Origin of the sequence: Chromobacterium haemolyticum (assembly GCF_002081825.1) — a bacterium.
GTDB lineage: Bacteria > Pseudomonadota > Gammaproteobacteria > Burkholderiales > Chromobacteriaceae > Chromobacterium > Chromobacterium fluminis.
Genome location: NZ_MUKU01000011.1, coordinates 113175 through 134202, shown reverse-complemented (window position 1 = coordinate 134202; position 21028 = coordinate 113175). Strand labels below are relative to the sequence as shown.

The following is a 21028-nucleotide window of genomic DNA, read 5'->3' as shown; positions in this document are numbered from 1 at the left end:
GCGGCCGGCCGGCCCACGACGATCTCGGGCCCGCGGCAAAATTCCTAGTTGTCGAACCCCATCAGTTCCCGGTACAGCCGGGCAAAGCCGGCCATATTCGGCTGATGCAGCCCCTTGTCCGCCACCAGCCGGCGGTTGAGCGCCGCGGCCTCGTCCAGCTTCGCATCCTCGCCGGCCCATTCCATCGCGCGCAGCAAGGCCTCGTCCAAACACCCCACGTCCTCGGCGATCAGGCCGTTGAGCCCGTCTATCACCCATTCGCCGTTGGCCGGCAGATTGGACAGCAGGGGCAAGCAGCCGTGGCCCATCGCTTCCAGCAGACTGATGCTGGTGGCGTCCGAGCGCGGCACGCTGACGAAGACCCTGGACTCCGCGTACATCCGCCCCAGCGTCTCGCTGTCGACAAAGCCGGCGAAGTCCACGCGGCTCAGGCCCAGTTCGGCGGCCAGGCGCTTCAAGGCCTCGGTGTCGCTGCCGCTGGCGGCCACGGTCAAGCGCCAATCGCCGAAGCGGCCGCCGCGTTCCACCCGCTCCCAGGCGCGCAGAATGGCGTCGATGCGGTACAAAGGCTTGTGCAGCCGGCAGGACAGCACCGTCTTGCCCTTACCCGCGCTGGCCGCCGGCTCCGGCATGGCGTCCATGCCGTAATTGAGCTGGCGGATGCGACAGCCTTCGCCGGCCAGTTCGCGGATTTTCGCCGCCATGTGCAGCGAATCCGAGGTGATCGCGTCGGCGGCGGCCAGATTGGCGCGCACCATCGCCCGCATCAGCGGGTTGCGGTCCGGCAGCAAGAGCACATCGGAGCCCCAGGCGGTCAGCACCATGGGCAAATCCAGGCTGGCGGCGGCGCGGCTGCCGTGCCAGGCCACGCTATTGGCCTGGTGGATGTGCAGCAGCTGCGGCCGCGTCTCGCGCAGCCAGGCGCGCAAGCGCGCCGCCGTGCCCAGCGCCGCCAGGCGAAAATCCACGCGCAGGCTGCCGGTCAGCAAGGCGGCCACGTCCGCCGGAATCTCGCCGTTGCAGGCCAGGAATAATTGATCCACATGCGGCGCGATGCCGCGCAGGAAACGCCAGGTATGCACCGAGGCGGAGCCCAGCACCGCAACGCTGGCGACCTTGTCTCTCATGGGCTCAGTCATGCGCCCAGGCCTCGTACAAGGGAAGCAACTCCGGATGCTCGTCCAGCCATTTGGCGTCCATCTCGCGGGTATCGCCCACTACCCGCGCCGGATTGCCGGCCAGGATGGCGAAATCGGGATAAACGCCGGCCGGCACATAACTGTAAGCCGACACCATGCAGCCCTTGCCCAGCTCCACGCCCGGCATCAGCACCGAGTGCGGGCCTACGAAACTGTACGGGCCCAGCTTGGTGGGCTTTTTCAGATAGCCGACGTGATTGTTGCTCTCCAGGTAGCGGTCGCCGTACAGGCGGATGGCCACATGGCTGGAGTGGGTCAGCAGAGAAACATAGTTGGTGATCTGACAACCTTCGCCGATATACAGGCCGCCGGAGGCGTCGATCAGATTGAAATGGCCGATGTAGACGTTGTCGTCCACCATCAGCTTGCCGACATGTTCGATGCGGGTCATGTTGGACACCCGGGTGCGTTTGAGGAACACCCCGTCGCCGCGGGTGAATCCATACACCATTCTGGGCTGCACCCACGCCGACAGGCGGAAACGGATGCGGCTGAATAGAGCGTGCCAATTCATCGGGCTGCCTTGTAAAGCCATGAAAAATAAGCCAGGAAGTAAGCGGCCATCACCACCGAGACCAATTGGAAGGTGGCCACCGCGTCGTTCCACAGCGCGAAACCGACCCACATCGTGCCCAGGAACAACACAGCCTGCAGCAAAGACCACAGGAAGGCCTGGCGCTGACGATTGATCACCGGCGGCACCATGCCCAGCGGCGAGGCGACGAAGTGGAACAGGATATAAAGCGACATCGCCTCCGCGTAGCGGCCGGCGGTGGCCCAGTTCTGGCCGAACACCAGCGAGAACAAAGGCTCCCCGGCCAGTTGTATCACCAGGAAGGGCAGCAAGGCCATGCCGCCCAGCGTCAACATCATCTTGCGCAGAATGGGACGCAGCGGCAGACGCTGATTGCGGGCGTCGGCCAGCTCGCGATAGGCCACCTGCGCCACCGCCTGGCCGATCAGCGCCGCTGGCAGCTTCAGTACCCGCATCATCAGTCCGTAAAAGCCCACCGAGGCGGTGCCGGCCAGCATGGTCAGCGCCACCAAGGTCGCCGAATCCAGCAAGGCGGTGCTCAAGGCGTGCGGCGCGTTGATCTTGGGAAACTCGATATAGGCGCGCGCTACCTCGCGCATGCCGACGCGGCTGAGCTCATGGCGCCAAGCGAAGCGGGCCTTGAGGTCCTGCCAGGTTTGCGCCAACAGAGAGCCTAGTTGACCGGCCAGCTGGCCCAGAATCAGCCCGGCAACGCCGGCGCCGGTCCAGCCCAGCCCCACTTGAGTGGCCGCCATGCTCAAGGACTGCAGCATGCGGCCGTTGGCGTTGGCCTGGTAGCGGCGGTGACGGTTGTTCCAGTTGGTCCAAGCTTGCATCAAACCCGCCAGCGCCACGGACAACGGCAACAGCAGCAGCCAGGGCTCCAGTTCCGGCGCGCCCAGATGGCGGGCGATATGGGCGTGGCCGTCAAAGGCCACCACCACGCCCACCGACAAGGACAGGGCCAATGCGCAAGCGATGGACAAGCCCATCAGATTGCTGGCCCGCCTCTCCTCCGCCGGCAACACGATGGCCATCTCGTAACGCGCGGTGGCCAGCACCGCCAGCGTGGACAGCCAGGAGACGTAAACCGCCTGCACCCCCACCTCGTGCGGGTTGTACAGGCGGGTGATCAGCGGCGACACCAGCAACGGAATCACCTGCGCCACCGCCGCCCCGGTGACCAGGGTGATGATGTGGCGGATGAAGCCGCTCTTGGGCAGGCGAAACAGCAACAAGCTCATGCGCTCAGGCCAGCACCTGTTTGACTGCGGCGACGATGGCGTCTTGCGTCGCTTCGTCCAGGAAAGGATGCATCGGCAGGCTCATCACGCGGCGGCCGGCGGCCTCCGACAGCGGGAAGCTGCCTTCGGGCAGGTTCAGATGGGCGAAGGCCGGCTGCAGATGCAGTGGAATCGGGTAATGTACGGCGGTGGGCACGCCCAGCTCCTTCAACTTGGCCTGCACCGCTTCGCGATTGTCCACCTCGATGGTGTACTGCGCGTAGACGTGGCTGTTGCCCTCGGCAATCACTGGCACCCGCGCCACATCGCGCAACAGCGCGCTGTAGCGCGCGCCAATACGTTCGCGCGCCGCCACTTCGTCCGCAAAGCTGGGCAGCTTGGCCAGCAGCACCGCCGCCTGTATGGTGTCCAAGCGGCCGTTCAGGCCGATGATGGGGTGGTGATAGCGGCGATCCTGGCCGTGCACGCGGATCTCGCGCATTTTCTTGGCCAGAGCCTCGTCGCTGGTGAAGCAAGCGCCGCCGTCGCCGTAGCAACCCAGGGGCTTGCTGGGGAAGAAACTGGTGCAGCCTATGGTGGAAAGGTTGCCGGACTTCTTGCCGTTCTGGCTGGCGCCGAAGCTCTGAGCGCCGTCCTCTATCACCGCGATGCCGTGTTTGGCGGCGATGGCGTTGATGGCGTCGAAATCAGCGCACTGGCCGTACAGACTCACCGGCATGATGGCGCGGGTGCGGGGCGTGATCGCCGCTTCCAACAGCGCCGGGTCCAGGTTGTAGCTGACGGGGTCGATGTCGACGAACACCGGCTTGGCGCCCAGCAGCGCGATCATCTCGCCGGTGGCGATAAAGGTGAACGGAGTGGTGATCACCTCGTCGCCGGGACCGATGTCCAGGGCCATCATCGCGATCAGCAGCGCCTTGGTGCCGTCGCAAACGCCGATGGCGTGCTTGGCGCCGGTGTATTCCGCCAGCCCCTGCTCCACCTCCTTCACCTCCGGCCCCATGATGTACTGGCCGTGGTCCAGCACGGCGTGGATGCGGGCGTCGATATCGGCTTTCAGGTGCTGGTATTGCGCTTTCAGATCAATGAACTGGATGGACATAAGAGGATCAACCCCAAATCAATTTTTGAAAGATATCGCTCATATAGCGACACGCGGAACGACGGAGAGATGCTTGTCAGTCGTTCTTGAGCGGCGAGCAATGATTGCCGCCCACCTCGTAATGCTTGGCGCAGGCCGGGCAGCTATGGGTGCCGATGTCGTTGGCCAACCTCTCGCCGCAAGAGCACATCCAACCGATGCGTTTGGCCGGCGTGCCCACCATCAGAGCGTAGGCCGGCACGTCGCGGGTCACCACCGCGCCGGCGCCGACGAAGGCGTACTCGCCTATGGTGTGGCCGCACACGACAGTGGCGTTGGCGCCGATGGACGCGCCTTTTTTCACCAGGGTACGGCGGTATTCATGCTTGCGCGCAACGTGGCTGCGCGGATTGTTGACATTGGTGAACACCATGGACGGGCCGCAGAACACGTCGTCCTCCAGCGTCACCGCGTCGTAGATGGACACATTGTTCTGCACCTTGACGTTGTCGCCGATCAGCACGTCGTTGCCGACGAACACGTTTTGGCCGAAGGAACAGCCGGCGCCGATCTGCGCGCCGCCGCAAATATGGACCCAGTGCCAGACTCGGGTGTTCTCGCCGATCTGCGCGCCGTCGTCTACGATGGCGCTGGGGTGGATGTGAACCTGGCTCATTTTTGCCGCTCCCATTTATCCAAAATTTTATCCAGGCGGCTTAGTTGTTTCTCGGAGCGCGCCATGGACTGCTCCTGGCGAGCCAATAATTTCTCGCTGCGCGACCATTGATCTTCCACGCTGCCGGATTGGGCCGCGCGGGCGGCAGACTTGCGTTCGACCTGCTGATGGCTGTTGAATGCCGAAAACATCAGCATCAAGCCGCCACCAACCAGCCAGAACCCCAAGCCCCACAATGCGCCATCCAGAATCTTCCGCATCATGCCTTGGCCTCAATAATCCAGTGGCAGACTGACCCGACGACCGTCGCGCGCGGACAGGTACATCGCGATCAGCAGCTCAAGCGACTTCAGCCCTTCGCGGCCATCGGTCTCCGGCTCGGCTTCGCCACGCATGGTCTTGATCACATTGTCGTAGTACAAGGGGTGCCCGAAACCGTAAACGCTGGTGGTGGCGTAGCTGGCCTGCTTGATGTCCTCGTCCATCGCGTGCGGCTCAGAAAACTCCCAGTGCTGGATTTCGTTGACCGCCATGCCGCCGACGCGCACCGAGCCCTTCTCGCCTAGAATGGTGATGCTGCCTTCCAGGTTCTTCGGGTAGGTCAGCATGGTCACGTTCATGCTGCCCAGCGCGCCGCTGCGCCATTTGACGCTGACGGTCCCGGTGTCTTCCACCTCGATATTGCGCGCCAGCGTCGCGGTGTAAGCCTGCACGCTTTCCACCGGGCCGATCAGCCAGTCCAGCAAGTCCACGTAATGGCTGGCCTGGTTCATGAAGGCGCCGCCGTCGAACTCCCAGGTGCCGCGCCAGCCGGCCGCGTCGTAATACTCCTGCGGCCGGGTCCAGAACACATTGACGTTGACCATGTAGATGCGACCGAAACGCTTCTCCTGCATCGCCCGCTTCAAGAGCTGCAAGGTGGCGTTGCGGCGGTTTTGCTTGACCACGAACAGATGCTTGTTGGCGCGGTCGGCCGCCTTGACCATTTCCAGGCCGTCTTCCCAGCGCGTGGCCATCGGCTTTTCCGTCATCACGTGGAAACCAGCCTCAGAGCAGGCGATGCTCTGACTCGGATGCAGGCCGGACGGAGTGGTCAGGATAACGATGTCGGCGTCGGTCTTGGCCAGCATCTCGGCCAGATTGGCGTGGCCGCGCGCGCCGGTGCGCTCGACCGCCGCCTTCAAAGCGGCCGGGTCGATGTCGCAGACATCCATCAGCTCGGCGCGGTCGGCGTGCTTTTCCAGCGCGCCGAAGTGATTCTGGGCGATGCGGCCGCAGCCCACCAGCGCAAAGCGGATCTTACGGTCGGTAATCGGGGGAAGGTGCAATGTTTGCATGGTTCTGCCTCAAATTCCTTCAAAACACGCGGGCGCATCTCAACGATGCGCCCGCCTGGGCGCTTGTTTCACCGCGCCTTGCAAGCGACTGGAACAAGCCGTGGGACGGCTTACGCCTTGACGATATTGTCAGCCGGTTCCAGATACTTGCCGCGGCTGTCCACCACCAGCTGCGCATGCGCCTTGATCTGCGCGTAGTCGAACTTGTCGTGGTCGGTGGCCAGCAGCACGCAATCGTAGCTGGCGATGGCGGCATCGCTCAGCGCCACGCTGGACAGCTCGAAATGATGCTCGCGCATCTTGGGGAACACCGGCACGTGCGGATCGCTGTAAGCCACTTCCGCGCCCAGATCGCGCAGCTTTTCCATCAGGAACACCGACGGGCTTTCGCGCATATCGTCGACGTTCTTCTTATAGGCGATGCCCAGCACCAGCACGCGGCTGCCGTTGATGGACTTCTTGCGCAGGTTCAGCGCGGCCGCCACTTTGGACACCACGTAGTCGGGCATATTGCTGTTCACTTCGCCGGCCAGCTCGATGAAACGGGTGTTGACGCCGTATTCGCGCGCTTTCCAGGTCAGGTAGAACGGGTCGATCGGGATACAGTGGCCGCCCAGGCCCGGGCCCGGATAGTAGGGCACGAAACCGAAAGGCTTGGTGGCCGCGGCGCGGATCACTTCGTGGATGTCGATGCCCATCTTGTCGGCCACGATCTTCATCTCGTTGACCAGGCCGATATTCACCGCGCGGTGGATGTTTTCCAGCAGCTTGGTCATTTCCGCGGCGCGGGTGGAGGACACCGGCACCACCTTGTCGATCACCGCGCCGTAGAGCGCGACGCCGATTTCCTGGCAGGCGGGGGTCACGCCGCCGCAGACCTTGGGAATGGTGCGGGTGGTGAAGTTGGGATTGCCCGGATCTTCTCGCTCCGGCGAGAACACCAGGAAGGCGTTTTCGCCCACCTTCAGGCCGCGCGACTCCATGCGCGGCAGCAGCTCTTCGTCGGTGGTGCCCGGATAGGTAGTGGACTCCAACGACACCAAGTGGCCTTCGCGCAGATAGGGCACCAGGCTGTCCATGGTGTCCAGCACGAAGGACAGGTCCGGTTCGCGGTATTTGTTCAGCGGCGTCGGCACGCACAGAATCAGGGTATCGGCTTCCGGCACGCGGCTGAAATCGGTGGTGGCTTCGAAGCCGCGGCTCAGCGCGGTGGCGATACTGTCCGCGCCGATGTGTTCGATATAACTTTGACCGGCCATCAGGGCGTCCACCTTGCCCTGGTCGATATCGAAGCCCAGCACTTTGTAGCCGACTTCGGCGAAGCGCAGCATCAGCGGCAGGCCTACATAGCCCAGGCCCACAATGCCGATGACGGCGGATTTATCTGCAATCCGATTGAGCAGTTGCTGCTTGATCACGGTGTAAGTCCCAACAGTATGTAAATACGATAGCGGCGGATCAGACGACGTTCACGGCTAGCGGCGCGGAAGCGAAACCGCCCGCGCCGCGCCTGCCCTAAACTGTCCGATCCACCGCCATAAAGTTCATTCAAACGGCAAGCCAGCTTGCCGCCTTCCGTTTCTGTCCGTACTGATCTGCCTCAGAAACCGCCCAAGCGGATTCTCTTCGCAGTTGAGCTTGAGGGTGCAAATCGTCCCGCAAACACCCTTGGCCGCAGTTAACCGCCCGCTGACGGCATGTATGCCGGCATTATACGCCGCTTCCCAACCGCCATTGAGTAAGCAAATGTACGCCGGGCGGCACGCTTCAAATCAGCAGATGGCCCGCGGTGTGCTGATTAGTCAACTTCAAGCGATTGACGAACTCTCCGAACTCCAAACCGAAACGGCACTCCATCCGGTCGGCCCGCTCCTTCAAGGCCTCCCATTGAGTCAGCGTCGGGCTCTGACGGAAAGCCATTACCGCCACATTGCCATGACTGGCGGAAGGCAGCTCCAGCACCCGGCCTTCGAACACATTGAGCAAACGTTCGACAAAGCTTTGATAGCGTTTGTCGCCGCTCCACCAATTGGTGACGAACACCCCCTTGGGACTCAAGGCGCGCTTGCAGTCCTCAAAGAAGTCCTCGGTGGTCAACTCGTCAACAATCTGCAAGCCATCGAAACCATCCACCAGGATGGCATCGGTGGAGCCGCGGAAAATTTTCACGTAGTCCGCGCCGTCGGCCTCGATGATCTCGAAAAAGTCGCCTTCCTCCGGCAACTGGAAAAAAGCCCGCGCCACCGCGATCACCTGGGGATTGATGTCCACCGCCACGCTGACCGCGTCCGGCAAATACTCATCAATGAAGCGCGCCAGCGAGCCGCCACCCAGCCCAATCTGCAAAATGTGCTGCGGCTCGTCGTTCCACAGCAGAAAACCCATCATCGCGCGGCTATACGACAACACCAGTTCGGCGGGCTCATCCAGGTCCATCGAACTCTGTATGGTTTCCGAGCCCAGATGCAGCGAGCGGATATTGCCGGCCTCCGATATCTCCACCTCCGGCATTTCATCCACAGCGGCGCGCACGCGGCGGCGGAACGGATGCAAGGCTCTACGCGCCACAGCCGGATCCCTCGCTCGCCGGGCTGCGCGAATCCAGAATGCTGATGGTGCGCTTCTTCGGCGCCGCTTCCGCCTCCTCGTCTCGCGGCGGCGGCGGATCGCGGAATTCTTCCTTGTCGAAAGCGGTGTCTCCGCCTTCAAACGGCGCGTCGCCGGTCTTCAGGCCGGCAAAGTCGAATAAAGCGGTGTCGGCCAGGTGGGACGGCACCACATTTTGCAGCGAGCGGAACATGCTCTCCAGCCGGCCGGGGAAGCGTCGGTCCCAGTCGTTGACCATTTCCTTGACCACTTGGCGCTGCAGATTGGGCTGCGAGCCGCACAGATTGCATGGAATGATGGGGAATTCGCGCAGCGCGGCGTAGCGTTCAATATCCTTCTCGCGGCAATAAGCCAGCGGGCGGATCACCATGTGGCGGCCATCGTCGGACACCAGTTTGGGCGGCATAGATTTCAGCTTGCCGCCGTAGAACATGTTCAGGAACAGAGTGTGCAGGATGTCGTCGCGGTGATGACCCAGCGCGATCTTGGTCGCGCCCAATTCGTCGGCCACGCGGTAGAGAATGCCGCGACGCAGCCGCGAACACAGGCTGCACGTGGTCTTGCCTTCGGGCACCAGCCGCTTGACGATGGAATAGGTGTCTTCTTCGACGATGCGGTACTCCACGCCGATGGCGTCCAGGTATTCCGGCAGCACGTGCTCGGGGAAGCCCGGCTGTTTCTGGTCCAGATTGACCGCCACGATGGAGAAATCGATAGGCGCGGACTTTTGCAAGCCGCGCAGAATGTCCAGCAAGGTATAGCTGTCCTTGCCGCCGGACAGGCAGACCATCACGCGGTCGCCCTCTTCTATCATATTGAAGTCATTGATGGCGTCACCCACATGGTGGCGCAGGCGCTTGGCCAGTTTATTGCCTTCAAACACGGCCTTTTTGGCCTTGTCGTCGAGGACGCTGCTTGCTTCGGACATGGAGTACGGCTAAGAAATTGAAAAACAGGAGATTTTACTGTTTTTCCGCGGCAAAATCCATGACGATGAATATGGCGCGGGCGCGGCCAACCCCTCCCGCGCCTACAGCACCACGCTGCGGCCGCCGTCCACCGCCAGAATCTGGCCGGTAACGTAGCCGGCGTCCAACAGCAGGAAAGCCACTGCCTGGGCGATGTCTTCCGGCACCCCGGTGCGGCGCAAGGGAATGCTGGCCTCTATCGCCGCGCGCTCCGCCGCATCGAAAGACGCGTTGTCCTCCGGCCACAGATTCACCCCGGGCGAAACGCCGTTGACCCGCACCGTCGGCGCCAGCTCTATCGCCAGGCTGCGAATCAGCTGGGCGTGGCCGGCCTTGGCCAGGTTGTAAACCACGTGCCGAGCCATCGGCCGCTCCACATGGATATCGGCGATGCCGACAATGGCCCCGCGACGCTTGGCCAGCTCGGGCGCCAGCGCCTGGGACAGGAATAAAGGCGCCTTCAGATTGCTGCCCATCAGATCATGCCAGGCCGCCTCGTCGATCCGGCCCACCTCGGTGGGGAAGAAACTGGACGCGTTGTTCACCAAGCCGTCCAGCCGTCCGAACGCCGCCACCGCCTGCGCCGCCAGCGCCGGCAAAGCCGCCGTGTCCAGCAAATCGCCCTGCAGCAGCCGCGCGGAGTCCGGCCGCGCCGCGTTCAGTTCCGCCGCCAAGGCTTCCGCCTCGCCGCGCGAACCGCGATAGTGCAGCACCACCCGCAGGCCGCGCGCATGCAAATGGTGGGCGATGCCCGCGCCCACGCGCCGCGCCGCGCCGCTGATCAGCGCCACCCGCTGTTCCCCTGTCGTCCCCTGATCCGCCATTCCCGCTCCTCTGAATCGCCGCCTGCCGCCGCAGGCTCCCATACACGCGTTGCGCCGCGATGACGCCGGCGCAGCTTACTTCTTGCCCATGCAGGGCTGGGCCACCGCCAGAGCAGCCTGGCTGGACTGCGGCAAGGCGAAACGCGCCACCAGCTTGCCGTGCTTGCGGCTGGCGCCGTCTATCGTCACCAGCAGCTCCTTGTGCGTGGCGGATTGCCAAGCGAAGAACTCGCCTCGCGACGGCCACTCGAACACAAAGCGGCCGCTCGCCTCGTACCAGCCGGCAAAATGACTGTCCACGCTGCGACGCAGCCCGCTCACGCTCAGTTTCAGCTTGCGGCGCTCGCCCAGGCCGCCCGGTCCCTCGAACGGACGCACGTCCCAACCGCCCAGTTGGTCGGACACATGCAGCGACAGCCGCAGCGGCGGGCTGTCGGCCCGGCAGGCCAGTTCCAGCCTCGCCGGAAAACGACTGCGCCCCACCGTCGCCTCGCCGTCCAGGCTGGCCACTTGCAAAGGATTGTCCGGATACGGTTTCGACACCGCCCACTGCGGCGCCGCTAGCGCCGGCCCCAGCAACAGGCCGCCCGCGCAGCCGGCCATCCAACGGTAAAATCCGCTCACCCTCTTCTCCTGTCTCTCAGTTTCCACCACAATCGCGGCACATTGTAGCAGGATGACCGCCATGACCACCTTACCCGCCGCCAGCGCCGACGCGCTGGCCATCAGCCAACGCCTCGTCCACGCCATCCAGGCGGAAATCCGCCAGCACGGCGGCTGGATGCCGTTCTCCCGCTACATGGAACTGGCGCTGTACGCGCCCGGCCTCGGCTACTACGCCGCCGGCAGCCGTAAACTGGGCGCGGCCGGCGACTTCACCACCGCGCCGGAAATGAGCGTCTTGTTCGGCCGCGCGCTGGCGCGCCAGCTGGCGGAGCTGCTGCCGCAAACCGCCAACATTCTCTACGAATTTGGCGCCGGCACCGGCAAGCTCGCCATCGACATCCTCAGCGAACTGCAAGCGCTGGACGCGCTGCCGGAACGCTATTGCATCGTCGACCTGTCGCCGGACCTGATCGAGCGCCAGCAACACAATATCCGCCAGGCGCTGCCTCATCTGGCCGAGCGCGTGCAGTGGCTGGATCAGTTGCCGGAACAGCTGGACGGCGTGATCATCGGCAACGAAGTGCTGGACGCCATGCCCTGCGAGCTGATCCACTGGACCCCCGAACCGCAACAGCGCGGCGTGGGGCTGGACGGCGAACGCTTCGTCTGGGCGGACCGCGCCATCGAAGACCCGCAACTACTGCAACTGGCCCAGGCCATCCAGCCGCGTCACGACGACTATGTTTCCGAAATCAGCCCGGCCAATATCGGTTTCCTCCACACCCTGGCGCGGAAGCTGGCGCGCGGCGCCGTGCTGCTGCTGGATTACGGCTTCCCCGCCGCCGAGTACTATCACCCGCAGCGCCATATGGGCACGCTGATAGGCCATTACCGCCACCATACCGTGGACGATCCCTTCTTCCTTCCCGGCCTGATGGACTTGACCTGCCACGTTGATTTCAGCGCGACGGCCCAAGCCGGCATAGACGCCGGACTGGACCTGATCGGCTACACCACCCAGGCTCAATTCCTGATCAACGCCGGCATCACCCAATTGCTGGAGCAACTGGACCCGGCCGACGCCGCCGGCTATCTGCCGCACGCCGCCGCGGTGCAGAAGCTGCTGTCTCCGTCGGAAATGGGCGAGTTGTTCAAGGCCATAGGCTTCGGCAAAAACATCAGCATAGACTGGAACGGTTTCCTGCGCGGCGATCGCTGCTACACCCTGTAAGCCGGCCGCCGCGAGAATCTTGTTGACAGCCTGCTTTCGGCTGCGTATATTTCGCGTCTCGGTGCACTCGTGCATCGAAAACGTGGCGAATTAGCTCAGTCGGTTAGAGCGACGGAATCATAATCCGCAGGTCCGGGGTTCGAGTCCCTGATTCGCCACCACAGTTTGCGAAGAGTTGTTTTCGACAAGTCTTCACGGCGAATTAGCTCAGTCGGTTAGAGCGACGGAATCATAATCCGCAGGTCCGGGGTTCGAGTCCCTGATTCGCCACCAAAATGAAAAGGGTCAGCGCAAGCTGACCCTTTTCGCATTCCCGCCGTCTTCGGCCCCTTCCCGTTTATCCACAGATCCGCACGGCTACGCAAAGTTATCCCCAGCCTTCGCCCGGCTATAGTAAAGCATCCCCCGCCGGAGCCTCGCCATGCGCCGACTTTTCCGCCTCGCCGTCCACGGCCTGGCCTCTGCCGCGGCGCTATGCGCCGGACCGGTCCTGGCCGCGCCTCAGCCGGCCGTCAGCGTCTGCACCCGGGAGTTGAGCGTAGGCTGGGACAGTTGGCCCCCTTACCACTACCTGTCCGCGCGCCAACAGCTGGACGGCTACTCCGTCGCCGTTCTCAACGAAGCCGCGCGCCGGACCGGCTGCCGGCTCAACTATCAGCAAATGCCCTGGCCGCGCACCTTGCTGAGCCTGAAAAACGGATTGGTGGACTTGGCGATGGAAGCGCTGAAAACGCCTGAGCGCGAATCTTTCGCCCGCTTCGTCTGGGCCTACAGCCCCACCACCGTGCGTTTGTGGGGCCTGCGCAGCCGCGCCGCGCAATGGCCGACGCACCGGCTGGAGGACCTGGGCAAGCACGGCCAGCTCATCCTCGGCGTCACCCGCGGCGACAGCTACGGGGCGAACATCGACGCCTGGCTGAAACTGCCGCCACCCACGGTCAGCGTGGACATCGGGCCGACGCTGGACATCAATATCCAAAAACTGCGGGCCAAGCGGCTAGACCTGTTGCTGGCCAATAGCGCCACCCTGCGCGCGGCGCTGCAGGCCCAGCCTGCGGGACCGGAGATCGTGCCGCTCGCCCCTGTCTGGAATATCGGCGGCGCCTATTTCATCTTCAGCAAAAGCAGCGTGCCGCGGCCGGTGGTGGACGCCTTTCAGCAAGCCTTGACCGGCATGCGGCGGGACGGCTCAATCCAGGCTCTGTACCAGCAACACTTCGAAGCGCCGTATCCGGAGGAATAAGCCGGGTCGGCCGCCTCAATCCTCGCCGCCGCCCTGTAGCCGTTCCGCCAGCGGCAGCAGCAGTGTTTCCGCCAGTTGCGCGAACAGAGGATCGTCCAGCGGCTGCTGATGGCGAAAGGCCAGCGCGATCGCGGCCTCGTCCTTTTGCGCCATGCCGCCTTCGCGAACAAAGCTTGGATCCCACTTCTCCAGCGCCTTCTGCATCGCCTTGTCGCGCCGCTCCGGCTCCGCGGCCAAGGCCTCGGCGTAAGCCCAACTAGTGCGGCCGAACCAGGGCAAGGGCTGATCCTGCCCCTGACGCCAACGCGCCAGCCACGGCTCCAGCAAGGCCAAGGCCTCCGGCTCGTCCTCCAACAGCAGGCTGCCGGCATCGTCGTAACAGACGGTGCGGCAGGCCACGCCCGGCGGCCGCGCCGCGCACAGAATCAGGTGGCTCAGCCACAGGGCCACGCGCTGAGCGGCGTTGATCTTGCCGACGACAAAGTCCAGCTGACCTTCGGGACGCAGCCCGGTGAGCTCGCCCACCAGGGTGAGACCGGCCGCGTGCAGATGGACCGGCTGCGGCGGCAGAACGTCCCGGCTCAGAGCGGCCGGCAGCCGCGCCGCCAGCTTGACGCTGGAACGCGCCTCCTCCACCAGCCAGGCCCGGCCCAGCGCGGCCGGCGGCAATAGGCCGGCGGCGGCGACGCGCTCGCGCACCGGCGCTTGCGGACGGCGGTGCAACATGGCGTCCACCAGTTGCCTGCGCACCGCCTGGCTGGCGTCGCCGTCCACGGCGAAGGGCTCGCGCACCGGCAACTCCTCGTCGCCGCCAAACAAACGGATGGCGAGCCGGTCCGCCAGCCAGGCGCGCACCGGATTGCGCCAGAAGCGGATGAAATCATGCAGATTGACCACGCCGCTGAGCGCCGCCGGCGGCAAAACGCCGGCGAAGGAACGCGGCGCGGCCTCCGGCTGAGACAAGGCCGCAGCGAAGGTGGGCTCGAAACTGGCCAGCCGCAGATCCGCGCCGTCGTAGGCGGCAGGCGAAAATGGCTGCAGCGGATGGCGCACCGTCAAGGTCCGGCCGAGATCCTGGCCGCACATGGCGGAGAAGCAGTCCAGCAACTCGGCGATCAGCGGCGACGGCGGCAGGGTTTCTCCGCTGCGGGCGGACTGCCCCACATAGGACAAGTACAGTTTTTCGCGCGCGGAGAGGATGGCCTCCAGAAACAGATAGCGGTCGTCGAAGCGCCGCGAGCGGTCGCCGCGGCGCGGATGGCGCGCCACCAAGTCGAAGCTGACCGGGCGTTCGTCGCGCGGGTAAGCGCCATCGTTCATGCCGATCAGACACAGCACGCGGAAGGGAATGGAGCGCATCGGCACCATCGCGCAGAAGGTGACGCCGCCGGAAAGAAAGCCCAGCGGAGAGGCCAGCGTGAGCTTGCGCTTGAGCCAGTCCCGCACCACCGGCAAGCCCACCGGCTGTTCAAAACCGGCCAGCTCCGCGTCCTCCGCCAATTCCGCCAGCGCGCCGCGCAGGACTTCCAGCGCTTTCTCGTCGTCGGCGTCGGCGTCGAACAAACGCTCGCAAGCCTGCTGCAGCCGCTCCGCCCACCGCGCAGGGCTGGCCGGGAGCGCCCATTCCTCCGCCGCCCGTTCCAGTTCGCTGTAGCAAGCGGCGAAACGCCCCAGCGCTTCCGCCAGCTGGCCCTGAGCGCTGCTGTGCGGCAGCAGGCCGGCGTACAGGCCGCTGTCGTCTCCGGCCAAGGCCGGCGGCAACACCGCGCCCAGCAGCAGCCGGTCCAGACCCCAGCGCCAGGTAAACACGGGATCCGCCGGCAAGCCCAGCGCCGCCTTGTGCGCGGCGTCCCGCCCCCAGCGGATGCCGGCTTCCCGCGCCCATTGACGCACAAAGGGCACGTCGGCGTCGTCCAAGCCAAAGCGGCGCAGCAGAGCCGGCGCGTCCAGCAAGGCCAGCACCTGATCGGCGGCGAAGCGGGAGTCCGCCAGATCCAGCAAGGCGGCGTAGCTGGCCAGCAACGGTTCTTCCCGCGCGATGCGGCGGTCGGCGATGCTGTAAGGGATATCCGGCGCCGCGTCCTCCTGCGGACGGGCGCCGAATACGGCGTCGATATAGGGCGCGTAGCTATTGATGTCCGGCGTCAGCACCGCCACGTCGGCGGGATTGAGACTCGGGTCGTCGCGGAACATCGCCAGCAAGCGGTCTTTCAACACCTCCAATTCGCGCATCGGCCCGTGGGCGGCGTGGATCTGCACCGACTCGTCGTCCGCCGCCAGCGGCCGCGGCGCGTCCTTGGGGTCGTTCAATTGCAGGATGTCGCGTTGCAGCCTCGCCAGCAGCGCATCGCCGCGCGGGGCGTCGAACAAGGGGCGCGCGTCCAGTTCGCTGTCTTCGGCGATCAACTCGAAAAAATCACGCCCCTGTTTGCCCAAGGAGGCCAATAAGGGATGGCCCTCGGTGGCGAACAAATCGCCCTTTTGCCGCAGCTTGAGCTTGCGACGTGCGTCGACGATGTCGCCCCAATACGCTTCGCAGGGATTGAGGGTGAACAGGCAGACGTCGGTGAGTTGGGACAGGCGCTTGACCAGGGCCAGATACATGGGCGCCAGGCTGGCGATGCCGAACAGCGTCACTCGTTCCGGCAAGTGCTCGGCCTTCAGTTCGGCGAAGAATTCATCCAGCATGCGCACGCGATGGCGGCTGGAATCGCTGTCGGCCAGCCGCCGCCACAGCGCGGCCTGCCAGGCTTCGTCCTCGCCCAAGTCCTGCAACTGGCCGGCCTCCCAACCGCGGATCCAATCTGGCCGAAACACCAAGTATTGGTCGAAGATGTCCGCCACTTTGCCGGCCAGCTCGAAACAGGCGGCCTCGCCGCCCTCCAGATAGCGCGACAGAGCGAGAAAAGGCTCGCCCTCCAGCGTGGGCAGCAGCTCCATCAGCCGCCAGCTCAGCACTTCCGGCGCAAACGAGGACTTGCGCGGCAGCTCCGGCATCACCCGCTGCATCAGCCTCCAGGCGAAGGCCGCCGGCAACACGAAGTCCAGATTGGCGGCCACGCCGTTGCTGCGCGCCAGGTCCAGCGTGATCCAGCGCCCCATGCCGCGACTCTGCACGATCACGGTTTCCGGCGCGAAGGGATCAGACAGCGGCAAGCTCTGGCTCATGCCGCAAAACAGCTGGCCCAATTGCTCCAAGCGGTTGGACTGGTAAAGAAGCAGCATGAGGGAATCGACGGGTGGTGAAATCAGGCCAAGTGTAGCATCCGCGGCCCGGATCGACCGCATGCGCCGCGCGCGGCAGATTATGCCGAGCCGCAACGTATCGGCGGCGGCTTGCATCTCGACAGGATATTTACAAAGCATATTGATGCCAATCAATACCAATATGGATCCAATAACGCTAAAATATGACGTTTATTTAACAAGGCGATGTCGTGAGCGCATTCGTCCGGCCTCAAGGCCATTCCGGCTTCACCCTGATCGAGATGATGGTGGTGGCCGCCATCGTCGGCATCCTGCTCTTGGTGGCGGTGCCGTCCTACCAGCGCCACGTACAGGCCGCCAAGGCCAATACCGCCAAGAGCGACCTGATGGCCTTGAGCCTGGCCCTGGAAAATCACAAACTGCTGCACTTGGCTTACCCCACCGCCAGCGCGGACAACGCCAGCGCCATCCGCGCCGCGCTGGGCAACAATAGCTGGCAGCCGGCGCAGCCTGAATTCAACTATCGCTACCAACCCCAGGGCGGCAGCTTCCTGCTCACCGCCAGCGGCGTCAGCCCGCAGCTGTCCGGCTGCGTGTTGAAGCTCGACGGCGCGGATCAAAGCGCCAACACCAGCAGCGCCGACTGCCGGACCCAATGGTGACCCAGCCCCGCCGCCAGAGCGGCCTGACCCTGATGGAATTGTGCGCGACGCTGGCGCTGATCGGCCTGTTGGCGCTGCTCAGCGTGCCGCTGGCGCAAGGCTGGAGCGACGCTCACAAACTGGCGCTGGGCCGCAGCCAACTAGCTCGGGCTTACGCCCAAACCCAGGCCGCGGCGCTGAGCAACCCGCAGGCCACGCCGCCGGACCAAGCGGCCGCGGTGTTGATGTCCAGCGCCGAAGGCCAGTTGTGCGTATTCGCCGGCGCGCCGGCCAGCGGCACCCAAGGCGAGCGCTGCCACGGCGCGGCGCTGTGGCGCGCCGCCGCGCCCCGCCCGGTGACGCTGGGGAGAAACTGCCTGACGACGCCCGCCGCGCAATGCCTGGCCTTGAACAACCAGGGCCAGCCGCTGGCGACGCAAGCGGCCGGCGTAGTCTGCGGCACGCGGCCGGTCTACTGCATTCGCGGGACTCAACAGGAGCTCAGCGGTGACTTATAAGGCGCAAAACGGCGTCAGCCTGCTGGAAAGCCTGATCGCCATGTTGCTGCTGATGCTGACCGGCCTGGGCATCGTTTTCGTCAATGCGCGGAGTCTGGGCAGCCAACAGCAACTGCAACAGCACGCGCTGGCCCTGAGCAAGGCGCGGGAACAGCTGCAACAGGGCGGCCTGCCCTGCGACAGCGCCGACGACTGGCCGCTGGCCAGCGGCGTCAGCGCCACCGCGCGGCTGGCCTGCCGTTCCACGCCCGCGGTGACGCTGCGCGGCCAAGCGCAAAACGGCGGCGCCAAGATCTCCGCCAAGGCCGCGCTGCGCGGCCAAACCTTGCAACTGCGGGATGCGGCCTCGTCCACCCTAAGCCTGAGCAATCATGAATAAACGCGCCTCTGGCTTTAGCCTGCTGGAGCTCTTGATCGGCATGCTGCTGGCGCTGATCACCACGCTGGCGATGCTGACCCTGTATCGACAGACTGCGCGCAGCGTGTTCGACCCGGACCAAGGCAGCGCCAAACTGGCGCAGCGGGACAGCCAGTTGATGGCGGCCTTGCTTAGCGTGCAGCAGCAGGCGCAGGAAGCCGGCTTCGGCGCCGGCGGCGGCCGCGAACAGAACCTGCAGCTGCTGTCGATAAGCGATTTGCGCCTGGACGCCGACGGCGCCGTCACCGCGCTCAGCGCCGCGCCGGTGGCCTCCGGCAGCGCCAACGCCGCGGTGTGGCGCTATCGCCCGCAGCTGGACGCCGGCGCTTACGCCTGCCGCGGCGTGGCCCGGCTGGGCGAGGCCGGGCAGAACAGCGTCGTGTACCAGCTGCAAGCCGACGACTGCGCCGTCATCTCAGACGCGCTAAGCCAGCCTTCGCAATGGCGGGCACGGGCGCTGACCGGGCCGCTGCCGCCGCGCCATAGGCTCAACATGGCTTTGCGGCTGGAACAGCCCTGCTGGCCCTATGCGGCGGCAACGGCGGCCAGCCAGACCTTTCCCCAGCTGCTGCTCAACTACGACAACGCGCAACAAGGCGAGAGCCGCAGCTTCGCCAGCTGTCTGACCAATCTGGCGGCCCCCGCATGAAGGCCCGCCCCCTCCCGCCGCGCCGGCAACGCGGCGTCGCCGCGGTACTGATGGTGCTGCTCACCGGCATGGCCCTGACCGCGCTGGCCCTGGGCGGCATGCACCACCTGCGTGGCCAGCAGGAACTGACCCGCTCCTTGCGCGGCAATAGCGAAGCGCAGTGGCGCGCCTGGACAGGCGCGGAATTGGTGCGGCAATACCTGTCGGCGCTGACGCCGGCGCAAATTAAGGCGCTGGAACGGGACGGCGCGGCGCTGAGCCTGGACCGCGCCAGCTTGCCGCTGGAAAGCCAGGCGCTGGCCGACGCTCTCCAGATCAAGCTGCTGCCGGCGCCGCGCGCCGCCGGCGCCGTGGTCGAAGACGACAAGGTCGCCGCCTGGATCACCGCCCGCAGCGGCGACGCCACGGTGACGCTGGAAGTGGTCTACCAATTGAACGGCACGCCCCCGCCACCGGCCGCCAACGCCGCGGCGCAAATCCGCGGCGGCCTGTCCACCAGCGGCAATATTGTGGTCACCGGCGCCAAGGACGCGCTCTTGCAAGTGGAAGGCGCGGTGGACACCAGCGGCAGCCTGAGCGGCGTCAGCGCGATCCAGGCCACCGGCGACATCCTGTTCCAGGGCAATCCGGCCCGCGGCGACGGCCAGGCCCCGCTCAGCCTGTGGAGCAACGGCGACATCCGCGTCAACAGCGGCCAGTTCCTGACGCTGAAAGCGCGCGGCAACATCGTCATGGGCAGCGGCAGCGACGTGGAAACCGCCGCCGCCAACGGCGCGATCGGCAGCAGCGGCGAACGGGTGGGCCGGCTGGCCGCCATCGGCGACGTGACCCTGGCCGGCAACGTCGCCGTTTCCGCGCAATTGCTGAGCCAAGGCGATGTGCGCACCAGCAGCAGCAATCGGCTAAACGCCTTGCGCGCCCAGGGCCTGCTGGACAGCCGCGGCAACGCCAACATCGACGACGGCCTCATCGGCGGCGCCTTCACCCACAACGGCGCGCCGATCTTCGACGCCGCCGGCCAACCGCGCCAAGCGCCGCCGAACACCGTGCGGGTACGCCATCAGGCCGGGCTGAAAGTGCCGCTGGAACCGGTGCCCGAGTTCCGACTGGGCGCGACCCGCATCAACGCCAACGATTACCGCGATGCCGCCAACCTCATCGTCTACTGGGATGCGGCGGACCGTTCCTCCGACGCCTTGCAGCGCATCCGCGTCCGGCTGCAACACGTGGCCGGCGTACCGGACGGCGCGGTCTACCGGCTGGGCCGGCAGCGGACCGACGACTGGCAGCGCAACGATCTATGCCCGGCCTTGCAGGCCGACGGCAAGCGCTGTGCCCCGGTGGCCGGCCAGCCGGCCTTGCGACTATGCGAGAGCGACGCGGAGAGCTGCTTGTCCGGCAGCACCACACAGCAATGGCTGCTGCGCCTCAAGCCGCCTCAGGGCATGCTGCCCGGCGTGGCGTTGTTCGAAGGCAATCTGTCGCTGTACGGCCGGCTGGACAACGCCATCCTCGCCACCGGCCACATCGAAACCAGCAGCAATGTCGAACTGTGGAGCCTGCGCCAGGCCGGCGCGGCGCGAGTATGCCGCAGCGCGGACTTCCCGGAGGTCTATCCGCTGAACCATTGCGGCGCGGACCGGAGTTCGCTGCGCGAATCCCCTCTGCTCGGCATCGCCTTGCTGGCCGGCGGCTACGATGCGGCCCAAGCTTTCAGCGGCGGCAAGATCAAGCTGGGCGCCAGCAATCGGATACACGGCGCGGTGTTGGCCGGCGACACGCTGGACACCGCCGGCAGCACGCATATCTACGGCTCTGTCAGCGCGGCGCTGCAAAGCCGGCCGCCCGGCGCTCCGCCGCCGAACCGGCCGCTGAACAGCCTGGGCGCGGAAACCGTGATCGACATCAGCGGTCAGAACGGTTTGCCGGGCGAAGGCGGCGGCGGCACGCCGAACCCGCAAACGGGCGCGGCGCGGGTATTATGGGCGCGCTATCGTTAAGCGCGCTCAAGCCCTAAAGCTTGCCCAAGGTTTCACCAAGCGCA

Annotated in this window: 20 protein-coding genes and 2 tRNA genes; 9 read left to right on the top strand and 13 right to left on the bottom strand. The window is 65.3% G+C overall.

Going from position 1 to position 21028, the window contains the following annotated elements; translation table 11 throughout:
- Nucleotides 1-44 precede the first annotated feature (44 nt).
- The 12 genes from B0T39_RS10810 to B0T39_RS10755 form a co-directional block, all read right to left on the bottom strand.
- Complete coding sequence (locus B0T39_RS10810) at nucleotides 45-1127, bottom strand: glycosyltransferase family 4 protein (RefSeq protein WP_081546436.1); 1083 nt, start codon at nucleotides 1125-1127, stop codon at nucleotides 45-47.
- A gap of 4 nt (nucleotides 1128-1131) precedes the next feature.
- Nucleotides 1132-1713, bottom strand: coding sequence for an acyltransferase (locus B0T39_RS10805; RefSeq protein ID WP_081546434.1), 582 nt, complete (start codon nucleotides 1711-1713; stop codon nucleotides 1132-1134).
- Entirely contained in the window at nucleotides 1710-2978 is a 1269-nt protein-coding gene (locus B0T39_RS10800) for a lipopolysaccharide biosynthesis protein (RefSeq protein ID WP_081546432.1), read from the bottom strand. The genes B0T39_RS10805 and B0T39_RS10800 overlap by 4 nt, the downstream gene beginning before the upstream one ends.
- 4 nt (nucleotides 2979-2982) lie before the next feature.
- Nucleotides 2983-4080 (bottom strand): DegT/DnrJ/EryC1/StrS family aminotransferase, encoded by a 1098-nt coding sequence (locus tag B0T39_RS10795; RefSeq protein WP_081546430.1) that lies wholly within the window; start codon nucleotides 4078-4080, stop codon nucleotides 2983-2985.
- A 76-nt stretch (nucleotides 4081-4156) separates the two neighbouring features.
- A complete protein-coding gene (locus B0T39_RS10790) occupies nucleotides 4157-4735 on the bottom strand; it encodes an acyltransferase (RefSeq protein ID WP_081546428.1) in 579 nt (192 codons plus the stop codon).
- A complete protein-coding gene (locus B0T39_RS10785) occupies nucleotides 4732-4998 on the bottom strand; it encodes a hypothetical protein (protein ID WP_081546426.1) in 267 nt (88 codons plus the stop codon). Before B0T39_RS10785 ends, B0T39_RS10790 begins: the two co-directional genes overlap by 4 nt.
- Nucleotides 4999-5007: 9 nt before the next feature.
- Entirely contained in the window at nucleotides 5008-6072 is a 1065-nt protein-coding gene (locus B0T39_RS10780; protein WP_081546424.1) for a Gfo/Idh/MocA family protein, read from the bottom strand.
- A 110-nt stretch (nucleotides 6073-6182) separates the two neighbouring features.
- The gene (locus B0T39_RS10775) at nucleotides 6183-7487 is read right to left on the bottom strand and encodes a nucleotide sugar dehydrogenase (protein WP_081546488.1); all 1305 of its coding nucleotides are present in this window, start codon (nucleotides 7485-7487) and stop codon (nucleotides 6183-6185) included.
- A 352-nt stretch (nucleotides 7488-7839) separates the two neighbouring features.
- Entirely contained in the window at nucleotides 7840-8640 is an 801-nt protein-coding gene (locus B0T39_RS10770; protein ID WP_081546422.1) for a polyamine aminopropyltransferase, read from the bottom strand.
- Nucleotides 8630-9607 (bottom strand): tRNA 2-thiocytidine(32) synthetase TtcA, encoded by a 978-nt coding sequence (gene ttcA, locus B0T39_RS10765; RefSeq protein ID WP_081546420.1) that lies wholly within the window; start codon nucleotides 9605-9607, stop codon nucleotides 8630-8632. The genes B0T39_RS10770 and ttcA overlap by 11 nt, the downstream gene beginning before the upstream one ends.
- A gap of 102 nt (nucleotides 9608-9709) precedes the next feature.
- Nucleotides 9710-10471, bottom strand: a complete 762-nt coding sequence (locus B0T39_RS10760) for a pteridine reductase (protein ID WP_081546418.1) — start codon at nucleotides 10469-10471, stop codon at nucleotides 9710-9712.
- Nucleotides 10472-10546: 75 nt separating this feature from the next.
- Nucleotides 10547-11095: a hypothetical protein gene (locus tag B0T39_RS10755; RefSeq protein ID WP_141111174.1), complete on the bottom strand. Its 549-nt coding sequence runs from the start codon at nucleotides 11093-11095 to the stop codon at nucleotides 10547-10549.
- A gap of 61 nt (nucleotides 11096-11156) precedes the next feature.
- Between B0T39_RS10755 and B0T39_RS10750 the strand changes: the two genes are divergently transcribed.
- From B0T39_RS10750 to B0T39_RS10735, 4 genes are all read left to right on the top strand, one after another.
- Nucleotides 11157-12308 carry a class I SAM-dependent methyltransferase gene (locus B0T39_RS10750; protein WP_081546414.1) on the top strand — a complete coding sequence of 384 codons (1152 nt, stop codon included), beginning with the start codon at nucleotides 11157-11159 and terminating at the stop codon, nucleotides 12306-12308.
- A gap of 84 nt (nucleotides 12309-12392) precedes the next feature.
- Nucleotides 12393-12469, top strand: a tRNA-Met gene (locus B0T39_RS10745).
- Between the two features lie 35 nt (nucleotides 12470-12504).
- A tRNA-Met gene (locus B0T39_RS10740) sits at nucleotides 12505-12581 on the top strand.
- Between the two features lie 148 nt (nucleotides 12582-12729).
- Nucleotides 12730-13551, top strand: coding sequence for a substrate-binding periplasmic protein (locus B0T39_RS10735; RefSeq protein WP_081546412.1), 822 nt, complete (start codon nucleotides 12730-12732; stop codon nucleotides 13549-13551).
- Between the two features lie 15 nt (nucleotides 13552-13566).
- Here the strand turns inward: B0T39_RS10735 and recC are convergent, their stop codons facing one another.
- Nucleotides 13567-16776 (bottom strand): exodeoxyribonuclease V subunit gamma, encoded by a 3210-nt coding sequence (gene recC, locus B0T39_RS10730; protein ID WP_081546410.1) that lies wholly within the window; start codon nucleotides 16774-16776, stop codon nucleotides 13567-13569.
- 212 nt (nucleotides 16777-16988) lie between these two features.
- Here recC and B0T39_RS10725 point away from each other — a divergent pair, with 212 nt between their 5' ends.
- From B0T39_RS10725 to B0T39_RS10705, 5 genes are read left to right on the top strand one after another with little or no spacing between them, the layout of a single operon-like run.
- Nucleotides 16989-17420: a type IV pilin protein gene (locus B0T39_RS10725; RefSeq protein WP_081546408.1), complete on the top strand. Its 432-nt coding sequence runs from the start codon at nucleotides 16989-16991 to the stop codon at nucleotides 17418-17420.
- Nucleotides 17414-17917 (top strand): hypothetical protein, encoded by a 504-nt coding sequence (locus B0T39_RS10720; RefSeq protein WP_081546406.1) that lies wholly within the window; start codon nucleotides 17414-17416, stop codon nucleotides 17915-17917. The genes B0T39_RS10725 and B0T39_RS10720 overlap by 7 nt, the downstream gene beginning before the upstream one ends.
- Nucleotides 17907-18296: a hypothetical protein gene (locus B0T39_RS10715; protein ID WP_081546404.1), complete on the top strand. Its 390-nt coding sequence runs from the start codon at nucleotides 17907-17909 to the stop codon at nucleotides 18294-18296. The genes B0T39_RS10720 and B0T39_RS10715 overlap by 11 nt, the downstream gene beginning before the upstream one ends.
- Nucleotides 18289-18984: a hypothetical protein gene (locus B0T39_RS10710; RefSeq protein ID WP_081546402.1), complete on the top strand. Its 696-nt coding sequence runs from the start codon at nucleotides 18289-18291 to the stop codon at nucleotides 18982-18984. The genes B0T39_RS10715 and B0T39_RS10710 overlap by 8 nt, the downstream gene beginning before the upstream one ends.
- Complete coding sequence (locus tag B0T39_RS10705) at nucleotides 18981-20984, top strand: hypothetical protein (RefSeq protein WP_081546400.1); 2004 nt, start codon at nucleotides 18981-18983, stop codon at nucleotides 20982-20984. The genes B0T39_RS10710 and B0T39_RS10705 overlap by 4 nt, the downstream gene beginning before the upstream one ends.
- The last annotated feature ends 44 nt before the right edge of the window (nucleotides 20985-21028 follow it).

What these genes read in the sequence shown, in the direction of transcription:
- B0T39_RS10810 (WP_081546436.1), bottom strand. Translation starts at nt 1,127, where the DNA reads ATGAGAGACAAGGTCGCCAGCGTTGCGGTGCTGGGCTCCGCCTCGGTG.
- B0T39_RS10805 (WP_081546434.1), bottom strand. Translation starts at nt 1,713, where the DNA reads ATGAATTGGCACGCTCTATTCAGCCGCATCCGTTTCCGCCTGTCGGCG.
- B0T39_RS10800 (WP_081546432.1), bottom strand. Translation starts at nt 2,978, where the DNA reads ATGAGCTTGTTGCTGTTTCGCCTGCCCAAGAGCGGCTTCATCCGCCAC.
- B0T39_RS10795 (WP_081546430.1), bottom strand. Translation starts at nt 4,080, where the DNA reads ATGTCCATCCAGTTCATTGATCTGAAAGCGCAATACCAGCACCTGAAA.
- B0T39_RS10790 (WP_081546428.1), bottom strand. Translation starts at nt 4,735, where the DNA reads ATGAGCCAGGTTCACATCCACCCCAGCGCCATCGTAGACGACGGCGCG.
- B0T39_RS10785 (WP_081546426.1), bottom strand. Translation starts at nt 4,998, where the DNA reads ATGATGCGGAAGATTCTGGATGGCGCATTGTGGGGCTTGGGGTTCTGG.
- B0T39_RS10780 (WP_081546424.1), bottom strand. Translation starts at nt 6,072, where the DNA reads ATGCAAACATTGCACCTTCCCCCGATTACCGACCGTAAGATCCGCTTT.
- ttcA (WP_081546420.1), bottom strand. Translation starts at nt 9,607, where the DNA reads ATGTCCGAAGCAAGCAGCGTCCTCGACGACAAGGCCAAAAAGGCCGTG.
- B0T39_RS10760 (WP_081546418.1), bottom strand. Translation starts at nt 10,471, where the DNA reads ATGGCGGATCAGGGGACGACAGGGGAACAGCGGGTGGCGCTGATCAGC.
- B0T39_RS10750 (WP_081546414.1), top strand. Translation starts at nt 11,157, where the DNA reads ATGACCACCTTACCCGCCGCCAGCGCCGACGCGCTGGCCATCAGCCAA.
- B0T39_RS10735 (WP_081546412.1), top strand. Translation starts at nt 12,730, where the DNA reads ATGCGCCGACTTTTCCGCCTCGCCGTCCACGGCCTGGCCTCTGCCGCG.
- recC (WP_081546410.1), bottom strand. Translation starts at nt 16,776, where the DNA reads ATGCTGCTTCTTTACCAGTCCAACCGCTTGGAGCAATTGGGCCAGCTG.
- B0T39_RS10720 (WP_081546406.1), top strand. Translation starts at nt 17,414, where the DNA reads ATGGTGACCCAGCCCCGCCGCCAGAGCGGCCTGACCCTGATGGAATTG.
- B0T39_RS10710 (WP_081546402.1), top strand. Translation starts at nt 18,289, where the DNA reads ATGAATAAACGCGCCTCTGGCTTTAGCCTGCTGGAGCTCTTGATCGGC.
- B0T39_RS10705 (WP_081546400.1), top strand. Translation starts at nt 18,981, where the DNA reads ATGAAGGCCCGCCCCCTCCCGCCGCGCCGGCAACGCGGCGTCGCCGCG.